Annotated in this window: 20 protein-coding genes, 1 tRNA gene and 1 pseudogene; 8 read left to right on the plus strand and 14 right to left on the minus strand. The window is 61.4% G+C overall.

Going from position 1 to position 17,310, the window contains the following annotated elements:
* Positions 1-30: 30 nt before the first annotated feature.
* The gene (locus tag GRS80_RS20255) at positions 31-168 is read right to left on the minus strand and encodes a hypothetical protein (RefSeq protein WP_200840294.1); all 138 of its coding nucleotides are present in this window, start codon (positions 166-168) and stop codon (positions 31-33) included.
* A gap of 99 nt (positions 169-267) precedes the next feature.
* Between GRS80_RS20255 and GRS80_RS00645 the strand changes: the two genes are divergently transcribed.
* Positions 268-822: a GMP synthase subunit A gene (locus tag GRS80_RS00645; protein ID WP_160045864.1), complete on the plus strand. Its 555-nt coding sequence runs from the start codon at positions 268-270 to the stop codon at positions 820-822.
* A gap of 110 nt (positions 823-932) precedes the next feature.
* On the opposite strand, the gene GRS80_RS00650 is transcribed toward GRS80_RS00645, so the two are convergent.
* Together GRS80_RS00650 and GRS80_RS00655 are read right to left on the minus strand one after the other, a co-directional pair.
* A complete protein-coding gene (locus GRS80_RS00650) occupies positions 933-1,478 on the minus strand; it encodes a hypothetical protein (RefSeq protein ID WP_160045865.1) in 546 nt (181 codons plus the stop codon).
* 95 nt (positions 1,479-1,573) lie between these two features.
* Entirely contained in the window at positions 1,574-2,146 is a 573-nt protein-coding gene (locus GRS80_RS00655) for a SprT-like domain-containing protein (protein WP_343161393.1), read from the minus strand.
* A gap of 60 nt (positions 2,147-2,206) precedes the next feature.
* Between GRS80_RS00655 and GRS80_RS00660 the strand changes: the two genes are divergently transcribed.
* On the plus strand, positions 2,207-3,226 hold the full coding sequence (locus GRS80_RS00660) for a phosphorylase (protein WP_160045866.1): 1,020 nt from the start codon (positions 2,207-2,209) through the stop codon (positions 3,224-3,226).
* Here GRS80_RS00660 and GRS80_RS00665 read toward each other — a convergent pair.
* Positions 3,223-4,995, minus strand: coding sequence for an acyl-CoA carboxylase subunit beta (locus GRS80_RS00665; protein ID WP_160045867.1), 1,773 nt, complete (start codon positions 4,993-4,995; stop codon positions 3,223-3,225). The genes GRS80_RS00660 and GRS80_RS00665 overlap by 4 nt on opposite strands.
* Positions 4,996-5,730: 735 nt before the next feature.
* On the opposite strand from GRS80_RS00665, the gene GRS80_RS00670 reads away from it, so the two are divergent.
* Both GRS80_RS00670 and GRS80_RS21030 read left to right on the plus strand, forming a co-directional pair.
* Entirely contained in the window at positions 5,731-6,888 is a 1,158-nt protein-coding gene (locus GRS80_RS00670; RefSeq protein WP_160045868.1) for a hypothetical protein, read from the plus strand.
* A gap of 4 nt (positions 6,889-6,892) precedes the next feature.
* Positions 6,893-7,294: a hypothetical protein gene (locus tag GRS80_RS21030; RefSeq protein ID WP_343161394.1), complete on the plus strand. Its 402-nt coding sequence runs from the start codon at positions 6,893-6,895 to the stop codon at positions 7,292-7,294.
* Between the two features lie 135 nt (positions 7,295-7,429).
* On the opposite strand, the gene GRS80_RS00680 is transcribed toward GRS80_RS21030, so the two are convergent.
* From GRS80_RS00680 to GRS80_RS00710, 7 genes are all read right to left on the minus strand, one after another.
* A complete protein-coding gene (locus GRS80_RS00680; RefSeq protein ID WP_160045869.1) occupies positions 7,430-8,566 on the minus strand; it encodes an amidohydrolase family protein in 1,137 nt (378 codons plus the stop codon).
* A gap of 270 nt (positions 8,567-8,836) precedes the next feature.
* A complete protein-coding gene (locus GRS80_RS00685; RefSeq protein ID WP_160045871.1) occupies positions 8,837-9,718 on the minus strand; it encodes a class 1 fructose-bisphosphatase in 882 nt (293 codons plus the stop codon).
* A complete protein-coding gene (locus GRS80_RS00690) occupies positions 9,719-10,513 on the minus strand; it encodes a class I fructose-bisphosphate aldolase (RefSeq protein WP_160045873.1) in 795 nt (264 codons plus the stop codon).
* 208 nt (positions 10,514-10,721) lie between these two features.
* On the minus strand, positions 10,722-11,132 hold the full coding sequence (locus tag GRS80_RS00695; RefSeq protein ID WP_160045874.1) for a CoA-binding protein: 411 nt from the start codon (positions 11,130-11,132) through the stop codon (positions 10,722-10,724).
* Between the two features lie 74 nt (positions 11,133-11,206).
* Complete coding sequence (locus GRS80_RS00700; protein WP_160045875.1) at positions 11,207-11,833, minus strand: recombinase RecA; 627 nt, start codon at positions 11,831-11,833, stop codon at positions 11,207-11,209.
* Positions 11,834-12,125: 292 nt separating this feature from the next.
* Positions 12,126-12,974, minus strand: a complete 849-nt coding sequence (locus tag GRS80_RS00705; RefSeq protein ID WP_160045876.1) for a geranylgeranylglycerol-phosphate geranylgeranyltransferase — start codon at positions 12,972-12,974, stop codon at positions 12,126-12,128.
* Positions 12,975-13,073: 99 nt separating this feature from the next.
* Complete coding sequence (locus tag GRS80_RS00710; protein ID WP_160045877.1) at positions 13,074-13,256, minus strand: hypothetical protein; 183 nt, start codon at positions 13,254-13,256, stop codon at positions 13,074-13,076.
* Between the two features lie 162 nt (positions 13,257-13,418).
* On the opposite strand from GRS80_RS00710, the gene GRS80_RS00715 reads away from it, so the two are divergent.
* Positions 13,419-13,493: transfer RNA gene (locus GRS80_RS00715), tRNA-Arg, on the plus strand.
* A 249-nt stretch (positions 13,494-13,742) separates the two neighbouring features.
* Here GRS80_RS00715 and GRS80_RS00720 read toward each other — a convergent pair.
* Entirely contained in the window at positions 13,743-14,198 is a 456-nt protein-coding gene (locus GRS80_RS00720; protein ID WP_235019595.1) for a zinc ribbon domain-containing protein, read from the minus strand.
* Positions 14,158-14,598, minus strand: a complete 441-nt coding sequence (locus tag GRS80_RS00725) for a hypothetical protein (RefSeq protein WP_200840295.1) — start codon at positions 14,596-14,598, stop codon at positions 14,158-14,160. The genes GRS80_RS00720 and GRS80_RS00725 overlap by 41 nt, the downstream gene beginning before the upstream one ends.
* A 159-nt stretch (positions 14,599-14,757) precedes the next feature.
* On the opposite strand from GRS80_RS00725, the gene GRS80_RS00730 reads away from it, so the two are divergent.
* The 3 genes from GRS80_RS00730 to GRS80_RS00740 all read left to right on the plus strand — a co-directional run bounded on the left by GRS80_RS00730 (position 14,758) and on the right by GRS80_RS00740 (position 16,808).
* Positions 14,758-15,759: a hypothetical protein gene (locus GRS80_RS00730; protein ID WP_160045879.1), complete on the plus strand. Its 1,002-nt coding sequence runs from the start codon at positions 14,758-14,760 to the stop codon at positions 15,757-15,759.
* Between the two features lie 35 nt (positions 15,760-15,794).
* Positions 15,795-16,100: a calcium-binding protein gene (locus tag GRS80_RS00735; protein WP_343161395.1), complete on the plus strand. Its 306-nt coding sequence runs from the start codon at positions 15,795-15,797 to the stop codon at positions 16,098-16,100.
* 81 nt (positions 16,101-16,181) lie between these two features.
* Positions 16,182-16,808 carry a helix-turn-helix domain-containing protein gene (locus tag GRS80_RS00740; RefSeq protein ID WP_160045880.1) on the plus strand — a complete coding sequence of 209 codons (627 nt, stop codon included), beginning with the start codon at positions 16,182-16,184 and terminating at the stop codon, positions 16,806-16,808.
* 239 nt (positions 16,809-17,047) lie between these two features.
* Here the strand turns inward: GRS80_RS00740 and GRS80_RS00745 are convergent.
* A pseudogene (locus GRS80_RS00745) lies at positions 17,048-17,310 on the minus strand (hypothetical protein); the annotation flags it as partial.

The following is a 17,310-nucleotide window of genomic DNA, read 5'->3' on the forward strand; positions in this document are numbered from 1 at the left end:
TCTCAGCCGTCTCCGACTCCAGGCTCGTCCTCACAGCGCCGCGAACACGAGCCACGGCACGACGAACAGCGCGACAGTCAACACGGCGAGAATCAAGAGGTAGCCGACGCCCGTTCCGGCTGCGGCGATCCACGACGGATGATCGAACGCGTTGCGATCGATTGCCATACGAATCGATGTGCAGTCGGGAGGATAAACGTACCGGAGCCCGAGAGATCGGATCGGTTTTCGGACCGTTTTTACCACCTGGGCGGCTAGGAGCCGCCAATGACGAAGATCGTCGTGGTCGACAACCACGGACAGTTTACGCATCTGGAGCGCCGGGCGCTTCGGGACCTCGGCGTCGAGACGGAGTTGGTCGACAACGAGACGCCGCCCGAAGAGGTCGACGCCGACGGAGTCGTTCTCTCGGGCGGACCGGACATGGATCGCATCGGCACGTCGGCGGCGTACCTCGAGAGCGATCTCCCCGTGTTGGGGATCTGTCTCGGCATGCAACTGATCGCCGAGGAACTCGGCGGTCGCGTCGGCGGCGGCGAGTACGGTGGGTACGCCGATGTCACCGTCGATATCGTCGACGAGGACGATCCGCTTACCGGCTCGCTTCACCCCGAGACGCGGGTCTGGGCGAGCCACGCCGACGAAGTAAAGGAACTCCCCGACGGGTTCGAGTTGACCGCGAAAAGCGACGTCTGTGACGTCGAGGCGATGAGCGACACCGACCGCGATCTCTACGGCGTCCAGTGGCACCCGGAGGTCGCACATACCGAGGAAGGCGACGAAATCTTCGAGAACTTTCTCGAGATCTGCGAGTCGAACTGATACGGTTTACTGTCCGTCAGTACCGCCGCTCCCCGAGAACGGGCCCGGGCGCGGCGGTACACGGAGACAGCAATCCACACGAGCGTCTGTCGGTCCTGTTCTGGAATCTGTTACCGCTCTTCGGCAGCCAGAAGGTCCGTGTGAACGACGGCCCGATACTGACTGCCGGTCGCGGCCTCGAGTCGATCGAGCAACGCCGTCACGCAAGAGAACGACTCGGGACGTTCGAACGGATCGTCGACGTCCTGGTCGCGGCGCCGACAGAGCCCGACGAACGAAACGAGCGCGGGACGCGTGCCGGGGAGCGCGTAGACGACGCCGAGGTCGGCGTCGTCCTCGAACTGGTCGAGCCAGTGGTCGATCACCGGTTCGGCCACGCGACGCGGTCGTCGTCGTTCGTCCGCGAGTTCCGCCGCGTCGATGTCGTGGTCCTCGAGCACCGTATCGAGGGCCTCCTGGACCTCGTCGACGTTCTCCTCGAACGAGGGGGCGTCGGCCTCGGCCTCGAGCAGCGTCGCGAACGCCTCGAGTTCCTCGCGTCTGACGGCGACGGGGTAGACGAACTCGTGGGTCTCCTTCGGGAGTGCGTACGACTTCCCCTCGACGCCCTGTTCGCCGGGGCCCGAGCTCCCCAGCATCAGGTCGAGTATTCCCATGGCTACAACAGGTCCGCTGAGCCGAATAAGTGTTCCGCGAACGCACCCCGTTCGCGGTGGTTCTGGGCGGTGATCGCGGCTGTCGCGACAGGCGACTACCACTCCTCTCCGAGTGCCGACTTCGCGCCGCCGTAACCACTCGAGGAGGTCCACGCCCGGCCGCTGTCGGCGTGTTCGACCTCGTACGATCCACCACAGCAGCCACACCGGTATCGACCGGGGGCGGTCACCGGCTTCGAGGCCCGGTGGCGCGTCGCCGTCCACTCGCAGTCGGTCTCGAGACACCGGAGGACGTATCTCGGCTCGGCGAACGACCGGCAGTGACGCGGCGCGTCGAGCGTCGCAGCCTTCTCGCGAAAGCGGGAACCGTGACCCGATTCGCCAAACTGCTGGAACTCCCAGGCGTGGACGAGTTCGTGTCTGACGACCGCGGCGAACTCCTCCCACTCGTAGCGCTCGTAGGCCAGCCGCGTGAGGACGATCGTCGCCACTTCATGGCGTGTATTCCACCGACAGGCACCCGCCCGGCGTTTCGCCCGCGCCGAGACCGACCACTCGAGGGCCCCGAGGTCGACCTCGAGGTCGTACTCGCGGCTGACGCCCCGGGCGTGAATCCGCGCCCTGGCCAGGATCTCGTCGTCGATCGTGAGCCGTTCGCCGTCGGTCACGGGCCGACCGAGGGAGTGGCGGTCCGAAATTCTTTCCGTTTACCCCACGCGGTCGTGGTCATGAGCGACGATCCGACCACGACCGGTGGCGCGACCGAGGCCGACCCGAGCGCCAATCGGGACCGTCCGACCCTCCGACCGGCGGACCCCGACGACCCGGTCCAGCCCTCCGCGCTCGTCCTCCCGGCGGTCGCCGAGGAGCCGCTCGACGAACGCCGACCCTGGCTCGAGCGCCGAGAACTCGAGGCCGCCTACGAGATTCCGGGTGCCGACACGCCGCTATATCTCACACCGGGCGGGGTCGCGATCACGACGACGGGAATCGGCAAGAGCGACGCGGCCACGACCGTGACCGCGTTGCTCGCGAACCCGGCCATCGATCTCGAGTCGGCGTACGTCGTCTCCTGTGGAATCGCCGGGGCGTCGCCGGCCACGGCCGCGCTCGGCTCCGTCGCGATCGCCGACGTCGTCGTCGACTGGGATCGAAAACACCGCTGGGACCGCGATGCGGAGTCCGTCGCCGGAGCCGACGACGGTGACGCCGCCGAATTTGAAACGATCGACCTCCTCGCGTACCGCCCTCGCGATTACGTCTCCCATCTCGACGACCGGGTCGTCGAAACCGGTCTCCGCGGGGCCCGATCCGTCGCGCTTGTCGAGACCGACGAAACGCTCGCCTACCAGCGCCGGTACCCGGACGCGCCGGAAACCGGCCCGATCGTCGGCGTCGGAACGACCGTTACAGGCGACGAGTTCTGGCACGGCGAGCGCTACGCGCGGGAGGTCGACCACCTCTGTGAACGCTACGGCGTCGATCCCTACGTGACGACGCAGATGGAAGACGCCGCGACGGCGACCGCACTCGAGCGATTCGGTCTACTCGAGCGCTACGTGAGCGTGCGTGCGATCGCGAACTACGACCGGCCGTCGCCGGGCGAATCCGTCGAGGAGAGCTTCGACGGGAACGAGGCGAGTCTGGCGCTCGCGATCGAAAACGCCGCCCGCGCCGGCGACGGGGTCGTCGACGAACTCGTCTCGAGCGATCCGCTCGGGATACGGGAGGGCGGCGTCTCGAGTTAAATGACCGTGCCGTGTTTCTTCCGCGGGAGTGATTTCTCGACGTCCTCGTAGAACGCAAAGCGTGCGGCCAGCTCCTCGCGGAGCTCACTCGGCGGAACGATTTCGTCGATGACGACCTCGCTGGCCATCCGATGGACGTCGATGTCCTCGCGGTACTCCTCGCGCAGTTCGCGCTCGCGTCGCTCCCGTTTTTCGGGGTCGTCGATCTCGGAAAGTTTGCGGGCGTAGACGGCGTTGACCGCCGCCTCGGGACCCATGATTGCGATCTCGCCGGACGGGAGGCCGAGGACGCTCTCGGGATCGTACGCCGGACCCCCCATCGCGTAGATCCCCGCGCCGTAGGCCTTGCGGACGACGACCGTCTGTTTCGGCACCGTCGCCGACGACGTCGCGTAGATCATCTTCTTGCCCGCCTCGAGGATTCCCTCCGTCTCGACCTGCGAACCGGCCATGAATCCGGGGGTGTCACAGAGGTAGAGCAGCGGGACGTTGAACGCGTCACACGTCCAGATAAACTCCGCCGCCTTCTCGGCGGCGTCGGGAAAGATCGCCCCCGCACGGTGGGCCGGTTGATTGGCGACGATGCCGATCGGGCGGCCGTCGATCCGGGCGAACGCGGTGAGGATCTCCGCGCCGTAATCGGGGCGTAACTCGAAGTAGGTGCCGCCATCGACGACCCGCTCGACGACGTCCAGCACGTCGTATCCCTCGTTTGGGTGCTGTGGGACGACGGCGTCGATTCCTGCCGGCGAACGATCGGGCGGCGTCGGTTCGCCGCGTGGCGGCGTCTCGTCGGCGTTGTCCGGGAGGTAGCTGATCAACTGCGCGACGAGTTCGCGGGCGTGTTCTTCGTCTTCGGCGACCAGGTCCGCCGAGCCTGACTCCCGGGCGTGGACCTGGGGGCCGCCCAGCGCCTCGAGGTCGATCTCCTCGCCGGTCACCATCTGTACCATCCGTGGCGAGGCGATCGCCATCGCCGACATGTTCTCGACCATGATCGTGAAGTCGGCGAAGACCGGCGTGTACGCCGCGCCGGCGATACACGGCCCGTAGAGCACGCAGATCTGGGGGACGCGACCGGAGAGCATCGAGTGGTTGTAGTAGTACTTACCGATCCCCTCGCGATTGGCGAAAAAGCCGGTCTGCTGGTCGATTCGACCCCCCGAGGAGTCCATCAGATAGAACACCGGCCGACCGGTCTTCAGGGCTCGCTGTTGCATCCGGAGGAACTTCTCGACGCCCTTTGCGGCCATGCTGCCGCGTTTGACCGTGTAGTCGTTGGCCATGAAGTGAACGTCCCGACCCTCGAACGTCGCCGCGCCCGTGATGAGTCCGTCCGCCGGCAGCCGGTCGTCCGTCTCCTCACCGACGCCCTCGGGATGCCAGTCGTCGAACGCCGCAAAGCGCCCATCCTCGAAGAGCAATTCGTTCCCGTCATCGCCGAACCACAACTCGAGTCGGTCGCGGACGAACAGTTTCTCCCCCTCCTCGAGTTGCTCCCGGTACCGTTCGGGACCGCCCTCGTAGATGTCGGCGATCTCCTCACGAAGCCGTCGTTCGCGCTCGGTCGGCTCGAGTTCGTCGGTCTCCGATGCCGTCCGGTCGGCTGGTGAGGGGCTCGCCGACTCGTCGTCGAACTCGTGGACGACCGCCGGCTCGTCGTCGTCGCCGACGTACACTTCGACGGTGTCGCCGACGTGTTCGGCCAACGCGGCGGCGACGGCCGATGCTTCGTCGTCCGTCGCCTCCCCGGCGATTCGAACGTTCATAACAGTTGGTCGATGGAGAGAGACAAAAACCCAGCGCGGATCGGACCGTGATACGGTGGCAAAATGGTTGCACTGTCAGCGACCTGGCGGTCAGCGAGGACCAATCGAGGGCGGACGCGTCAGATCGTGGATGTGGGCGACCCGTCGGCGGCGCGTGGGGCGGAGAGGGGAGTGGCCCGCGCGACTCCATCACTGTGGTCGGTCCCCATCGGAGCGGTGGGGAAAGAGGGGATGTCGGGCGTGGCGCGGGGCCTCCAGAGAGTGGACCGTGCCTCCGTGGTCACCAACACGGAGACGATAGATCGTTGTCGGATGACGTACACCAACGCTTGCGTTCAGTGGTTCAGCTATTATACGGTTTCCTCTCAATCGGTACCGCCGAACCCGCGACACGTCTGCGATTTCAGCGGTAACACGGTGCAGCAATCCGCAAATATGTTCGTCGTCGAACTGATCCACACCGACCGTACTCGAGTGGCCAGTCCAACGCTGCTCGCCGCTCGTCCGCGAGCGAAAGCTGACCACCGTCACTGTCTTCGATAGTGACGTCCGTCGATGTCACGGCGGTGGCCGTCGACGACACGTCCGGCGGCAGTTGCAGGCAGAACGCCCTTCGCCCAACTTCCCCTCCTAGTAGGATAGCGAACGACTCTCTCCGTGTACGTAAACGTTAGCTTTGGTCGACCGAGACACAGTTGGGGACAGCGCCGGTTCGACGCCGAACCTGAGAATCAAATGGAGCGACTCGTCCATCGTCTCACGACGCTTCGTACCCGCCTCGAGTCGGGAATGGACCGTCGCGAGTTCCTCCGAACCGTCGCGACGAGTGGGTACGCCGTCGGCGTCGCCCACCTCCTCGGCGTCGAGGACTTTCTCGGCGTCGACGACGGCGAGGTGCCGATCGTCACGGCGCTCGTCAGAGACGACCCCGACGATCCGTCTTCGCTCCGGGAGCGAACCCGTTCCGTTTCGGCCGAGTGGTACGCCGCCGTCGAGAAGGCGTTCGAACTCAACGAGTTGCTGGCCCGGGTCGGATTTACCGGGTATCTCGGCAGCGCTGTCGTCCCGGGTGACTACGACAGCGCGACCGCGAGCGTCTCGATCGGCGTCTCCAGCGAGGGTCAGTCGATTCCCGAGATGATCGAGGAGTTCGCCGATGAGGTCTCGATCGACACGGAGGGTATTATTCGCCTCGAGCGGATGGAAGACGGCCCGGATTTTACCGAACCGCGACTGATGGAGCGGCTTCCCGACGGAGATGTCCCCAGCGGATTCGCTTGTGAGACGCCGTCGAGTGTGGCGACACTGGCCCCCGCATTGTACCACCCCAACGCGAACGGGCCGTTGTTCGCCACCGCCGAACACGCGTTTAAATCAACGTCGACGCTCGACGGCGAGACGCTCGGGCTTCCGATCGGCAGCGGTGAAACCCTCGAGTTAGGAACCGTCGTCCAGTCCCATCCGATCGAAGACGTCGCGGTCGTCGAACCGAACGGCGGAGTACTCCCCTCGAGTCGGATCGTTGCCCCCTCGGTCGCGCGAGTCCGAGGGCAATACACCAAGTACGGGCTCGCCGACCTCATCGCCCGAGATGAGGAACTCGAGAAGGTGGGTGCGCTCACCGGCCACACGACGGGGCGGATTCAGGGGATCGACGCCGTTACCTGCTTTACCGACGACTTCTGTCGTCGGGGGCAGATCCGCTGGGGCGGAGAGATGGATCTCACCGACGGGGACAGCGGCTCGGTGAGCTACCATCCCGATCCAGAGGGCGAAGACGGTGACGTTCTCATCGCTGGGTTCAACAACGCTCGCACCTGGTGGCCGGGTCAGAGCTACGTCTGGGGAGTGTCGGCGTACAGGCTGACCGAACAGCACGGCTATCACTTCTAGATACATGGCAAAACACGACGATCGGTCGAGCGATTCGGCGTCCGAAGCCGCCAGCCCAGCCCACAGTTCGGAGCCGGCCAGTGACGGGAACGAGCGCACGCCTGAACCGACCAGCGGCGAAACCGGGCGAGATACCGCCGAATCAAAAAAAGCGGATGCGGAGACCGGAGGTTATCGACAGGACGGCTCGAGTGACGCGTCGGATGGCATCGTAAACACACTCGGCGTCGGCACCCGCCTCGTTCTCGACGCAGTCGTGATCGCGCTCTGGGTCCTGTTCTTGGCCCTTCTCTTTCTCGGGCGAACCTGGCCGCGGTGGGCGTTCTACGTGGCGCTCGTCGTCGGAGTGATCGTTTACGTCAACGTGACCGCACCGTGGACCCGAGGCCGCGCTCAGCGGGATTAGCACCTCAACGCGGAGGATCGCTGAATACGTAACGCGACTCTCCTCCGAGGCGTGGCTCAATTCCCAGAGAGGAAGCCACGACTCAGTCGTGAGTGACCGAGACGTCGATAGTCGATCAGGACAGCGAACGACGGTTCAGCGTAGCAGGTTCTCGATGTTTCGATGCCGAATATTCGCCCACGCATCGAGCTCGAGATCGAACTGTTCGAACAGGGCAAAGTGTGGAATCTGGTGGCCGGGAAAGAGATAGTCGGTGCCGAAGACGAGTTGATCGTGGTGTCTCTCGAGGAACGTCTGTCCGTACGCTTCGTCGCGGGTGAGCGCGTTCCACCCTCCAAGCGTAGAGATGTCTCCGTAGATGTTGTCGTACTCCGCGAGTAACTCCCAGACGCGGCCGGGAGCTTCGATCGGCCCCTCCGGAATCCGTCCGAGATCAAGCGCCTCGACGTCCGCGGACATATGCGACCACCAGCCGTGAGCGTGTGCGACGAAATCGACCTCGGGATACGACGCCAGTACGTTCTCGAGTCGGGGGAGGCCGACCTCGTCCCGCAACATCTGTCGGTCGGTGTGAAAGAGAATCGGCAACTCGTAGGTCGCACAGAGCTCGTACAGGAGTTCGAGGCGGTCGTCGTCCATATCCATCTCCATTTTGAGTTCGCCGAATCCACGAGCACCGCGGTCGATGTAGTGCTCGAGGCGGGCGGCGGCGTCCGTTTCGTCGACGTCTCGCGGATCGATCGTACAGAAGGGAACGAGCCGATCGGGATACGAATCGACCTCGTCAAGTACCCACTCGCTCGGCGCTCGGACCGGATACGCCTCGGGAGCATCGAACGCGAGGACGACCGCTCGATCGACGCCGTTGGTATCCATCCACTCGACGAGCTGCTCGGCGAAGAGGGGGTCCCGACCCCGGGCTTCCGTCGGGATAACGTGTGTGTGGGCGTCGAAGAGGGGGAGGTCGTCGACGGTTTCCGGTTCGTTTTCGTCGGTCGCCGTCTCGTTTTCGTCGCCTTCTGTGCCAGTCTCGGTGATCCCCCGATCGTCGGACGGTTCATCGGTCGTCACCGAGGATTTGGACTTTGGTGTCGCCCCATCGGAACCGGTAGACGCACACCCAGCAGCGGCCGCAGAGAGCCCGACGCCTGTTATCGCGAGATACTGCCGGCGTGTCGTGGGCAGTGTTGAGTACAGTGAGTCGCCAGCGTCTGCGCTGCCTGGTTCGGAATCTGCGGACGAATCGTCGGAGGATGGGGACGAACGAGGCATAGCCTGTAGCTCTATGGAGCAGGATATATGATTAGCGCGTGTAGCAGATGCTTAACCTACGCGTGTCCAGGCGATCGAACCTCGGCACGGGATACAGCGCCGTTATTGTCTGTCTTCACCAGGCGGCCCAGGCCGAGTGCCTCGAGGTAGCTACACAGTTACCCGGACACGGCCTCGCGACGGCTGCGGAACACGGAGTGGTGGACGCGAACGTGGTGTGGTCGGCGGACGGAGACCGTGATGGGAGCGACCGTCGACCGACCGGATCGCTTACGCGAGTGCTGACTCGAGGCGCTCGATCAGGTCGGCGTTGCCGACGTGGAGCGGGACGCGCTCGTGGACGATCTCCGGGTCGATCTCGAGGATCGACTGGGTGCCGTCCGAGGAGCGGCCGCCGGCAGACTCGATCACGTACGCGATCGGGTTCCCTTCGAACTGGAGGCGGAGTTTCCCGCGGGGACTGTCCTCGAGTGCGGGGTAAGCGAAGATCCCGCCATAGGTCAGCACCTGATTGACGTCACCGATCATCGCACCGCCGTATCGTAGCTTGTGATCGGGGTTGGACTCGATCCCGCGGGCGTACTCTCGGAAGTCGTCGCTCCAGTGAGGGACACGTCCCCCGAAGCCGTAGACGAGCGGATCGTCGGGCAGAGCCACGTCCTCCTCGACGACGGACCGCTCACCGCCGGTGAGTTCGTACTTCGTGACCGTTCCGTCACGGGCGTAGGCCATCGTCGTGATCGGCCCGTAGAGGACGAACCCCGCCGCGACGAGTGCGGAACCCGGTGCGGGGAGCGGTTCGTCGTAGATGCCAAACACCGTCCCCATCGTGTTGTTCGACTTGAGGTTCGAGGAGCCGTCGAGAGGGTCGACGGCGACGCAGTAGGCCTCGTCCTCGCAGTCGATGATCTCCGATCGCTCCTCGCTTGCGTACTGGGCGACGCCGTCGATCGACGTCAGACGGTCTGCAAGCAACTCGTCGGCCCAGACGTCAGCCTCGACCTGCGTTTCGCCGCTCGGGTTCTCCTGATCGGCGTCACTCCGTCGACCGACCAGCCCCTGACGGATCTCGACCGCCGAGCGAGCGATCGTGGCAACGACGACCTCGACCGGATCGTCCTCTGTCCTGGGGTCGGGATCGGCGACAGTCATCTATTCGGTTGCCTCGAGTGCGTCCTCGGCGGGTTCTTCCTCGTAGATAACCTTCTCGAGGGCGTCGAGGATTCGGGTCGGGTCCTCGCGCTGCCAGACGTTTCGTCCGACTGCAAGCCCTTTCGCGCCGGCCTGAACAGCGGCCTCGACGGTCGAGAGGAACTCGTAGTCCGACGTTTTGGACCCTCCGCTCATGACGACCTTCATGTCGCCGGCGGCCTTACAGGCGTGTTCCATCGCGTCGGGACTGCCGGGATACTTGACCTTCGCGATGTCGGCACCTAACTCGAGGCCGAGGCGAGTCGCATAGGAGATGACCTCTGGCTTGGTGTCGTTTTTGAGGCCCTGGCCGCGGGGATACGACCACATGACGACGGGGAGATCGTGTTCGCGGGCGTCCTCCTGGACGTCGCGGAACTCCTCGGCCATCTCGACCTCGTGGTTCGAGCCACCATAGAGGGTAAAGCCGACGGCGTCGGCGCCGATCTCGGCCGCGTAGTCGACCGAGCAGTTGACCGCCGAGTCGTACTCACCCATCCAGAGATTCGAGGTCCCGTTGACCTTCAACAGGAGGTTGACGTCGTCCTCGTAGCTCGGATAGTACCCCTCGGCGATCCCCTTCTGGACAGCCATCGCAGTGACCGCATCGTGGGTTGCCGTCTCGAAGACCGTCGACGGGTCGAGTTTTTGCGGAACCTCTTCGAAATCGACCGGTCCGTGCTCGAGGCCGTGATCCATCGCCAGAATCAGTGACTTTCCATCGCGCACGATCGGGGAATCGTCGATCGGAATCATCTGGTAGATCCTCCAACAGTCGGCTATAAATCTCTGGTGATCCTAATTATCAAAATTACTTATTTGAGTAGTAATCATATCTAGTACCCACCTGATGAGACGAACAGAATGTGGGTACGAACCCCCAAATACGGACTACTGTGAGTCTATACGGGCCGATCACGGTACAGCGACCGATCGCGACAAGATGGTGGGAGAGCAATCGGCCTCAGCCAGAGAGACGCCGGTGTTCGACTTTCATACATCGATCCTGGACGACGTTGCGGCCGTCGCGTTCGGCTCGCTTGGCCGCCTCGTCATCACGAATTCCTTGCTGGGTCCAGATCGCCCGGACGTCGTCTCGCTCGAGTGCATCGTCGACGATTTCGCTGACCTCCCCGCTCGGGCGGAAGATGCAGACGATGTCGACATCTTCCTCGACGTCCGCAAGCGTATTAGGAACTGACCGGTCGAAAATCTCGTCGGCAAACGGGTTGACCGGAATTACGTCGTACCCCTGCCGGCGAAGATACGCCGGAACGTCGTGGGCTGCTTTCCCCGGTGTACTCGAGCACCCGACGACGGCGATGGTCTCGGCTGACAGGACATCTCGAAGCTCTTCGTCGGATTCGATCGTCATACGCAGCCGTACGTAGCCCAGAGAGAAGTTTTCGGCGGTCTAACGGTCAGCGGAGTACCCGATAATCGATACACTTAGATAGAGAGTCCAGCAGTCGTGATCTCTGGCTCGTCACCGTCACTCTCTTCGATTTCGATGATGCCGTCGAACAACTGCTTGAGCGTATTCATCGTCTGGGTGTCGTGGGCTGTCGAATCGATGACGTAGACGCCCAGCGCGTCCGCGCTCTGGATCCGACCCGTGAACACGTGAAGGAACCGAAAAACCGTCTGCAGATCCGAGTACATGAGCAGCGTCGACACCGAGTGCATGAGCACTCGGTTTTCGGTTACGTTTCGGTCCTCGTAGAACTCCTGGAGAAACTCGGAGAGTTTGATTCCGATCCCCGTCATATCGATCGGTGACGAGGTGTACTTGATCCGTGGATCGTCGTCGATCGTCCCCATTCCCCGCTGTTTCGTCACACAGTCGACGACGCCGATGTTGGCGTTGTCCGTGTCGATCGTGTCCGTAAACTCTTCGAGTACCTTCTCCGCACTGTCTTTCGTCGTGACGATGATCGACCCGTCACCACGATTCGTGCCGCTTTTTAGGACGTCGAACGCGATTCGACGTTTCCCGGTCATGGGTGGGCCCGCGATGAGAACGTTCGTCCCCGGATCGATCTCGGCGTCAGGAACGACATCTACGAGGTCATACATGCCAATTATTCACATCCATGCACAGTTGCGGTGGCGGACGAATCACACCGTCGTCCCTGTACACGTCTGGTAAGAAAATGTCGTATCCTGCTTATAGTATTTTTGATTATCGGGCCGTTGTACTCGGTAATTTCGAATCGTACTGACCGTACCGATTCCGTCGTTGATACCAACTGCTGTGTCGATGACTGGTGATTACTGTACCCGCTCGAACGATCACTGGTACCGAACGCTACCAGTCCAGATGAAACTCTCGCCACGAGATGCCAGCCCATACGGACAGTAAACCGTATCAGGTCACTCCAAACGCCAGAACTGCCCGTCCGACGACGAACGCAAGCGCTGCCAGAAACATTCCGTACTTGAGCTTCGACTGGCCCGCCGTCGGATCGTCGAAACTTTCGTACGCAGCGTACACCATGATCGCGTCGGCGGGGATCACGAGAACGAGGTACGCAATCCCGAAGTACCCAAGCACGTACGGCACCGGACTGGCGAGGACCCCGGCCACGAGCAACGCCGCCGCGACCTGAAGCGCTCGACGTTCGCCGATCGCAATCGGGAGGGTGTTCAATCCCTCCTCGCGATCACCCTCGACGTCCTCGACATCCTTGACGATCTCTCGTGTCAGAGTCGCGATCGCCGCCAACACGAACAGGACGACCGACGGTTCGATTCGCTCGACTGCCGCGGCTCCGAACAGGAACGTGCTCCCGACCAGATATGCGACGAGTGCGTTTCCCACGCCGGGCAACCCCTTGAAGAATTCCGTATACGCGACGAGCGCGACGAGGTTAATCGCTGCGATGGCGAGCGCCTGCCACGGCAACATCAGTGCCAGCGCCACGGCCATTCCGAAGAGAAAGACACTGAACACCAGCGCTGTCCGTGGACTCACTGCCCCCCGAGGGATCGCCCGATCCGGCTGGTTGATCCGGTCGATCTCACGATCGAAGTAGTCGTTGATTGCGTTCCCGGCACCCACTGCCAACCCAGTTGCGGCGACTGCCGCCACCACGTCGAACTGTGCGAGATCCCCACCAGCGACGAACGCGCCGATGAACGTCAACACACTCGCCGCGATTACGTTCACCGGCCGGGTCAACTCGACCAGCCCACGTACCGTCTCGCCCGCTGTCATCAACTGGGTGTGCTCAGCGCTGGCGGTTAAACGGTACGATCGCCGGCGGATGTCCGACGAACTCCGAACAATACCGGTTCCTGTGCTACCGACAGCGGATCAGCGCCACTCCTCGAGATCACAGATCGAGTCGCCGTCGATCGAGAGCCACTTGCTCACCCGCTCCTCACCGGAGGCGTCGACCGGAACGGCGGTCCAGACCCCCTCGTCGTCAGTGAGCAACTCGAGCTGTTCGTCGCCGGACTTGCCGTCCGATTGAACGGGCGCGTCGTTCACTCTCATAGCGTATTCGAAGGTAGGAACCCGGACACAAAGACCCTTTCCCGTCATTTTCAGCCGCTGGGAATCGACCACTCGAGGGTGACTGTCCGCGGTGTGTCGATCGGTGACGAAAGAGGCTGAAACCGAGTGACTTATACGGGGTCGAAGGAAACGAACTAGTGAGGGCGCTTAGCTCAGTCTGGACAGAGTGCTTGGCTTCGGACCAAGTTGCCGCGGGTTCAAATCCTGCAGCGCCCATGTTTCTGTCGCGAACAAAATCGTGACCGACGGAGACTGCATCGCGAAGGGTTTGAACGAGACGAGACGCAGCGCGAACGTCGTGAGCGACCGTCTCGGCGTGGTTCACAATCCTGCAGCGCCCATCACAGATTTTGTAAAACAAAACTGCAAAACGCTGAAGCCGTAAGGTTGGCATCTGGCCTCGAGAACGCAGTGTTGTTGGTTTCCTTTTGGAGAAAATCACGCATACTGAGACAGCAATCTCTTCTACGGAAGATCGTGTCCACAGTTCGGACAGAAGTTCTCACCGCCGTCCAATAGATGCAAACACTCGACACAGATGCGGTTACTTGGTGACGTAGCGACATCTTCGAGAAAACCCATTGCTGTCTCTGATTCGGCTCCTGGTCCGTACCCGTCCGCATAACCTGGAAGGGTTGAGGCCCACTGGACGGTTCCCTCCTCATCAACGACGGCGACGTTCCCAGCGATGTCGAGTTTCCCGTAGTGTTTGAAGGCTTTCGACGGCGTCTGTTCGATGACCGCGTTCAGGGCACGATTGCGTTTGAGATCGCGCTCGTAGACCTCTTCAGCTGAGAGACGCCGTACTTCACCGGGGAAGTCAGTAATCGGATCGTGCTGTTCGTCGATCCGATCGATCTCGACGGTAATGTCGTGCTCGTCATGAAGCTGCGCTAGTAGACGTATCGCGTGGTTGTGCATCTCTCGTATCTCCGCGTCTGCGTAGTAGCGCACTTTCATGGTCCTGAATCGGGTCCTCTGCAGTGGCAATACGGTCGGCGAGACTCTCTGCGAACCAGTCGTTCGCAACCTCGGTGGCATGATCGATCATTTCTTGATGATCCATGTCGGTGTTGTCGAACGACTCGTAGACCCGCCATCGTTCCGCAGGCGAGTCGAACACGAGTACGTGCGTCACTCCTTCCATATTCAGGAGAAACGCTTCGATCGTGCCCGGTGTCGAGCCGGGAAACCCCATTGCACCGTGGATTTTCGGGTGGTCGCTTTCGCCAATCTGCTTCACGATGTCGTCCGTGATCGGTTGATCCGGTAGCGACGAGAGAAACGAAGGCGTCGTTTCGGAACCCGAATTGTCGGCCATACCGAGCGTTCGTGGAGGGACCTCTTGAATCCACGTCAGTCGGTACAGTTGCAGTTCGGTAGGAATGTGTCACAATGAAGGCGAACGAATGAGAATCGAATGTTGACGGAGCCGGTCTGTCCCTCACGGTTTAGTAGCATCCTCTCTGAGTAGTAACGTATGGCTCCGTTCAGCGTCTCGTGGCACACGCTTCTCGAGGAACTCGACGATCTCTCGGAGGGGGCCACGTTGCTTACGCCGCTATCCCACGACCGATTTCGCGTTACCGACGTCCAAGAACAGCGGGTTGTCATCGAGTTCCTCGACCGTGAGATCGACGAGACACGACCACTCCAGCGTGACCAGTTTGAAACACTCTATCGACGAATCACTGAGGAATCGGGAGACTTCGAACTCGACCGACTCCCGCCGGACGCCGATCCGTATCCGGCAGTGCTGAGCCTCCATCCGCGATTCGAGATCAACGAAGACCAAGGCGTAATCGTAGAGAAAGAAGGTGCGACAACCAGCCAGCTGCTCGATACTGAAGACGTATCCGAGCCCGACGAGCAAGAGCGGACCCAGCCAGATCTGAACGTGTACGCCGACGCATTGTTGCTCGTCGACGCGCTCGAACGCCACGAAGTAGACGTCCTCGAAGAGATAGACTCGGACGCGCTGGTCAATCTTTACACGTTGCTGTCTGATGTCCAGCGCAATGCGAACGATCTCCGTCAGGATGTCGCGGACGTGCTGTTACAGCGGCTCCATCACGATCGTCTGGTCAGTGGACCATTTGGGTCCGTTCAGCGGACGACGAGACGCAATCGAGCGCTGAAAGACGACGAGGAGGTACTCCAAACACTCGAAGAAGCCGGAATCGACCGAGAGCGTGTACTTGGTGTGGACCACGAGAAAGTCGACGACGCACTGGATGTTACTGAACTCTCCGAGAGCGATGTCTACGAGGTCAAAGAAAGCGAGTATGTTCGCAAGGCGGAGGTCGACGAAGAACGAAAAGAGAGTCGCCTTCAGGGCCTGAAAGATCAACTTGCAGCCACAGACGGAGAAGATGCCGAGGAACTCCGACAGGAGATCGAGGATCTAGAAGCTCGTATCGATGAGTTGACTGAGTTCAAGTCCGGTCAGGCCTACCATACCCAGGCAGGGGGTGGGCCATGACACGATCAGGCCGAGATTAAGAACGCGAAGAGCGAATCAAGACGAGGATTACCGTCGATACATACAGCCCCGAAGAGGCGTCGATGGGCTGGTATGCGTATCTGGGTGATTTCCTTGACTTCCCCTTCGAAGCTCGCTGTGTCCAACAACGAGAAGAATCTCCGCTAAAGGAAGGCGAAACGGTGCGTGTAGTGGGTATGTCATCGACGGGACCAACTCTCAGTCAGATGTTTGTGACGGTCGAATGGATGGATCGAGAACTCGGCGTCCCACTGGAGCAATTGGAGCCAGTTGACCCCAACGACGACACTGAACAGGCCATTGAAGACTGGCACTACTAGTTAGAGCGCTAAGTTGGTCGTGTCTCTGTTTGTTCGCTCGGCGGGGTTAGTTTGAAGTTCGCGGATTTCGTACTAGAGGGTATGACCCCACGTCCCGTCTCAGAAACACCATCGCAGGACCTCGAAGCCGGGATCAATCAGCTTGCGACTGTCGGACGGCTGTTGGAGCATCCAGAGCTTGCTCGCGTCTACGTCTACGTTTGCTATTACGGACCAGCCACTCGCCCACAGATCAAGGAGGCTCTGGCGATCCCGAAGACCACGGTCTACGATCACGTCGAAACGCTCGAGACGCTCGGCATCGTCACGCTGGAAGGTGACCGACCTGTCGAAGTGACAGCGGAGCCAGTGCAAATCACGACCGACGGCATTGTGGTGACACCGACAATCCTGCATGCAGTCGCGCTTCAAGAGGTTGATGAGGACGTCTCGTACTTCGTGGAGCGACATGGCGTCGGGAAATTGGCTGCTGCAGTCCGACAGGCCGGGTTACACTATGCAGGTCAGATTACACAGCGGATGGTTGCCGATCCACTCGACATTCCGACCGGCGAGGCAATCAGTATCGTTCTCGCTCTGAGACCTGCGCTCGCAGTCGGGCAAGAATACGATCCATACTTCGATGTCATCTTTCCAGAAATCGCAGGCGACATTGAGTTCGAGACTGACCTCGACGTGGCCGCCCCGCTTCCGAACTCAGAATTATAATTTGCCTTCCCTCTCATGGACGAGTCATCTCCTCTCTCCCCCGAGCACGTCACATTGGTCGATACGAATGTCTTCATCAGCGCAGGGAATCCCGGGACGTCCAAACACCGTCGATTCCGTCAAGTCGTTCGACGTGCCGGCGTGACTCTCTTGGTTCCTTCCCGCGTCGAAGAAGTAATCGAACAGGGAGGCGTCAAAACAGCCTTGGAGTGCTTTGTTGAATAGCTGCTGAACGATGGTTAGAGTGGCTCACAGAGCTTTTCTATGTTGATGATGGCGAACATGAGGACAATTTCACGGAACTGTCGATACCAGCCCAGCGCTCGCACGGCATCGCCGAGCGAGCGCTTCGTTGTCGAGTACGACGTTTCGGCCATCCAGCGCTGAGCGTAGCCTTTTGTCCGGAGTATGTGTTTAGCCCGATCTGATTTCGGTACTGTCTCGTAGGAAGCGTTCAACGGACGCGATATGAACAGGCAGCAGACATCGGATACGGCTCTCA

The sequence above is a fragment of the Natrialba sp. INN-245 genome, assembly GCF_009807105.1.
Taxonomy (GTDB): domain Archaea; phylum Halobacteriota; class Halobacteria; order Halobacteriales; family Natrialbaceae; genus Natrarchaeobius; species Natrarchaeobius swarupiae.

What these genes read in the sequence shown, in the direction of transcription:
- GRS80_RS20255 (WP_200840294.1), bottom strand. Translation starts at nt 168, where the DNA reads ATGGCAATCGATCGCAACGCGTTCGATCATCCGTCGTGGATCGCCGCA.
- GRS80_RS00645 (WP_160045864.1), top strand. Translation starts at nt 268, where the DNA reads ATGACGAAGATCGTCGTGGTCGACAACCACGGACAGTTTACGCATCTG.
- GRS80_RS00650 (WP_160045865.1), bottom strand. Translation starts at nt 1,478, where the DNA reads ATGGGAATACTCGACCTGATGCTGGGGAGCTCGGGCCCCGGCGAACAG.
- GRS80_RS00660 (WP_160045866.1), top strand. Translation starts at nt 2,207, where the DNA reads ATGAGCGACGATCCGACCACGACCGGTGGCGCGACCGAGGCCGACCCG.
- GRS80_RS00665 (WP_160045867.1), bottom strand. Translation starts at nt 4,995, where the DNA reads ATGAACGTTCGAATCGCCGGGGAGGCGACGGACGACGAAGCATCGGCC.
- GRS80_RS00670 (WP_160045868.1), top strand. Translation starts at nt 5,731, where the DNA reads ATGGAGCGACTCGTCCATCGTCTCACGACGCTTCGTACCCGCCTCGAG.
- GRS80_RS21030 (WP_343161394.1), top strand. Translation starts at nt 6,893, where the DNA reads ATGGCAAAACACGACGATCGGTCGAGCGATTCGGCGTCCGAAGCCGCC.
- GRS80_RS00680 (WP_160045869.1), bottom strand. Translation starts at nt 8,566, where the DNA reads ATGCCTCGTTCGTCCCCATCCTCCGACGATTCGTCCGCAGATTCCGAA.
- GRS80_RS00685 (WP_160045871.1), bottom strand. Translation starts at nt 9,718, where the DNA reads ATGACTGTCGCCGATCCCGACCCCAGGACAGAGGACGATCCGGTCGAG.
- GRS80_RS00690 (WP_160045873.1), bottom strand. Translation starts at nt 10,513, where the DNA reads ATGATTCCGATCGACGATTCCCCGATCGTGCGCGATGGAAAGTCACTG.
- GRS80_RS00695 (WP_160045874.1), bottom strand. Translation starts at nt 11,132, where the DNA reads ATGACGATCGAATCCGACGAAGAGCTTCGAGATGTCCTGTCAGCCGAG.
- GRS80_RS00700 (WP_160045875.1), bottom strand. Translation starts at nt 11,833, where the DNA reads ATGTATGACCTCGTAGATGTCGTTCCTGACGCCGAGATCGATCCGGGG.
- GRS80_RS00705 (WP_160045876.1), bottom strand. Translation starts at nt 12,974, where the DNA reads ATGACAGCGGGCGAGACGGTACGTGGGCTGGTCGAGTTGACCCGGCCG.
- GRS80_RS00710 (WP_160045877.1), bottom strand. Translation starts at nt 13,256, where the DNA reads ATGAGAGTGAACGACGCGCCCGTTCAATCGGACGGCAAGTCCGGCGAC.
- GRS80_RS00720 (WP_235019595.1), bottom strand. Translation starts at nt 14,198, where the DNA reads ATGCACAACCACGCGATACGTCTACTAGCGCAGCTTCATGACGAGCAC.
- GRS80_RS00725 (WP_200840295.1), bottom strand. Translation starts at nt 14,598, where the DNA reads ATGGCCGACAATTCGGGTTCCGAAACGACGCCTTCGTTTCTCTCGTCG.
- GRS80_RS00730 (WP_160045879.1), top strand. Translation starts at nt 14,758, where the DNA reads ATGGCTCCGTTCAGCGTCTCGTGGCACACGCTTCTCGAGGAACTCGAC.
- GRS80_RS00740 (WP_160045880.1), top strand. Translation starts at nt 16,182, where the DNA reads ATGACCCCACGTCCCGTCTCAGAAACACCATCGCAGGACCTCGAAGCC.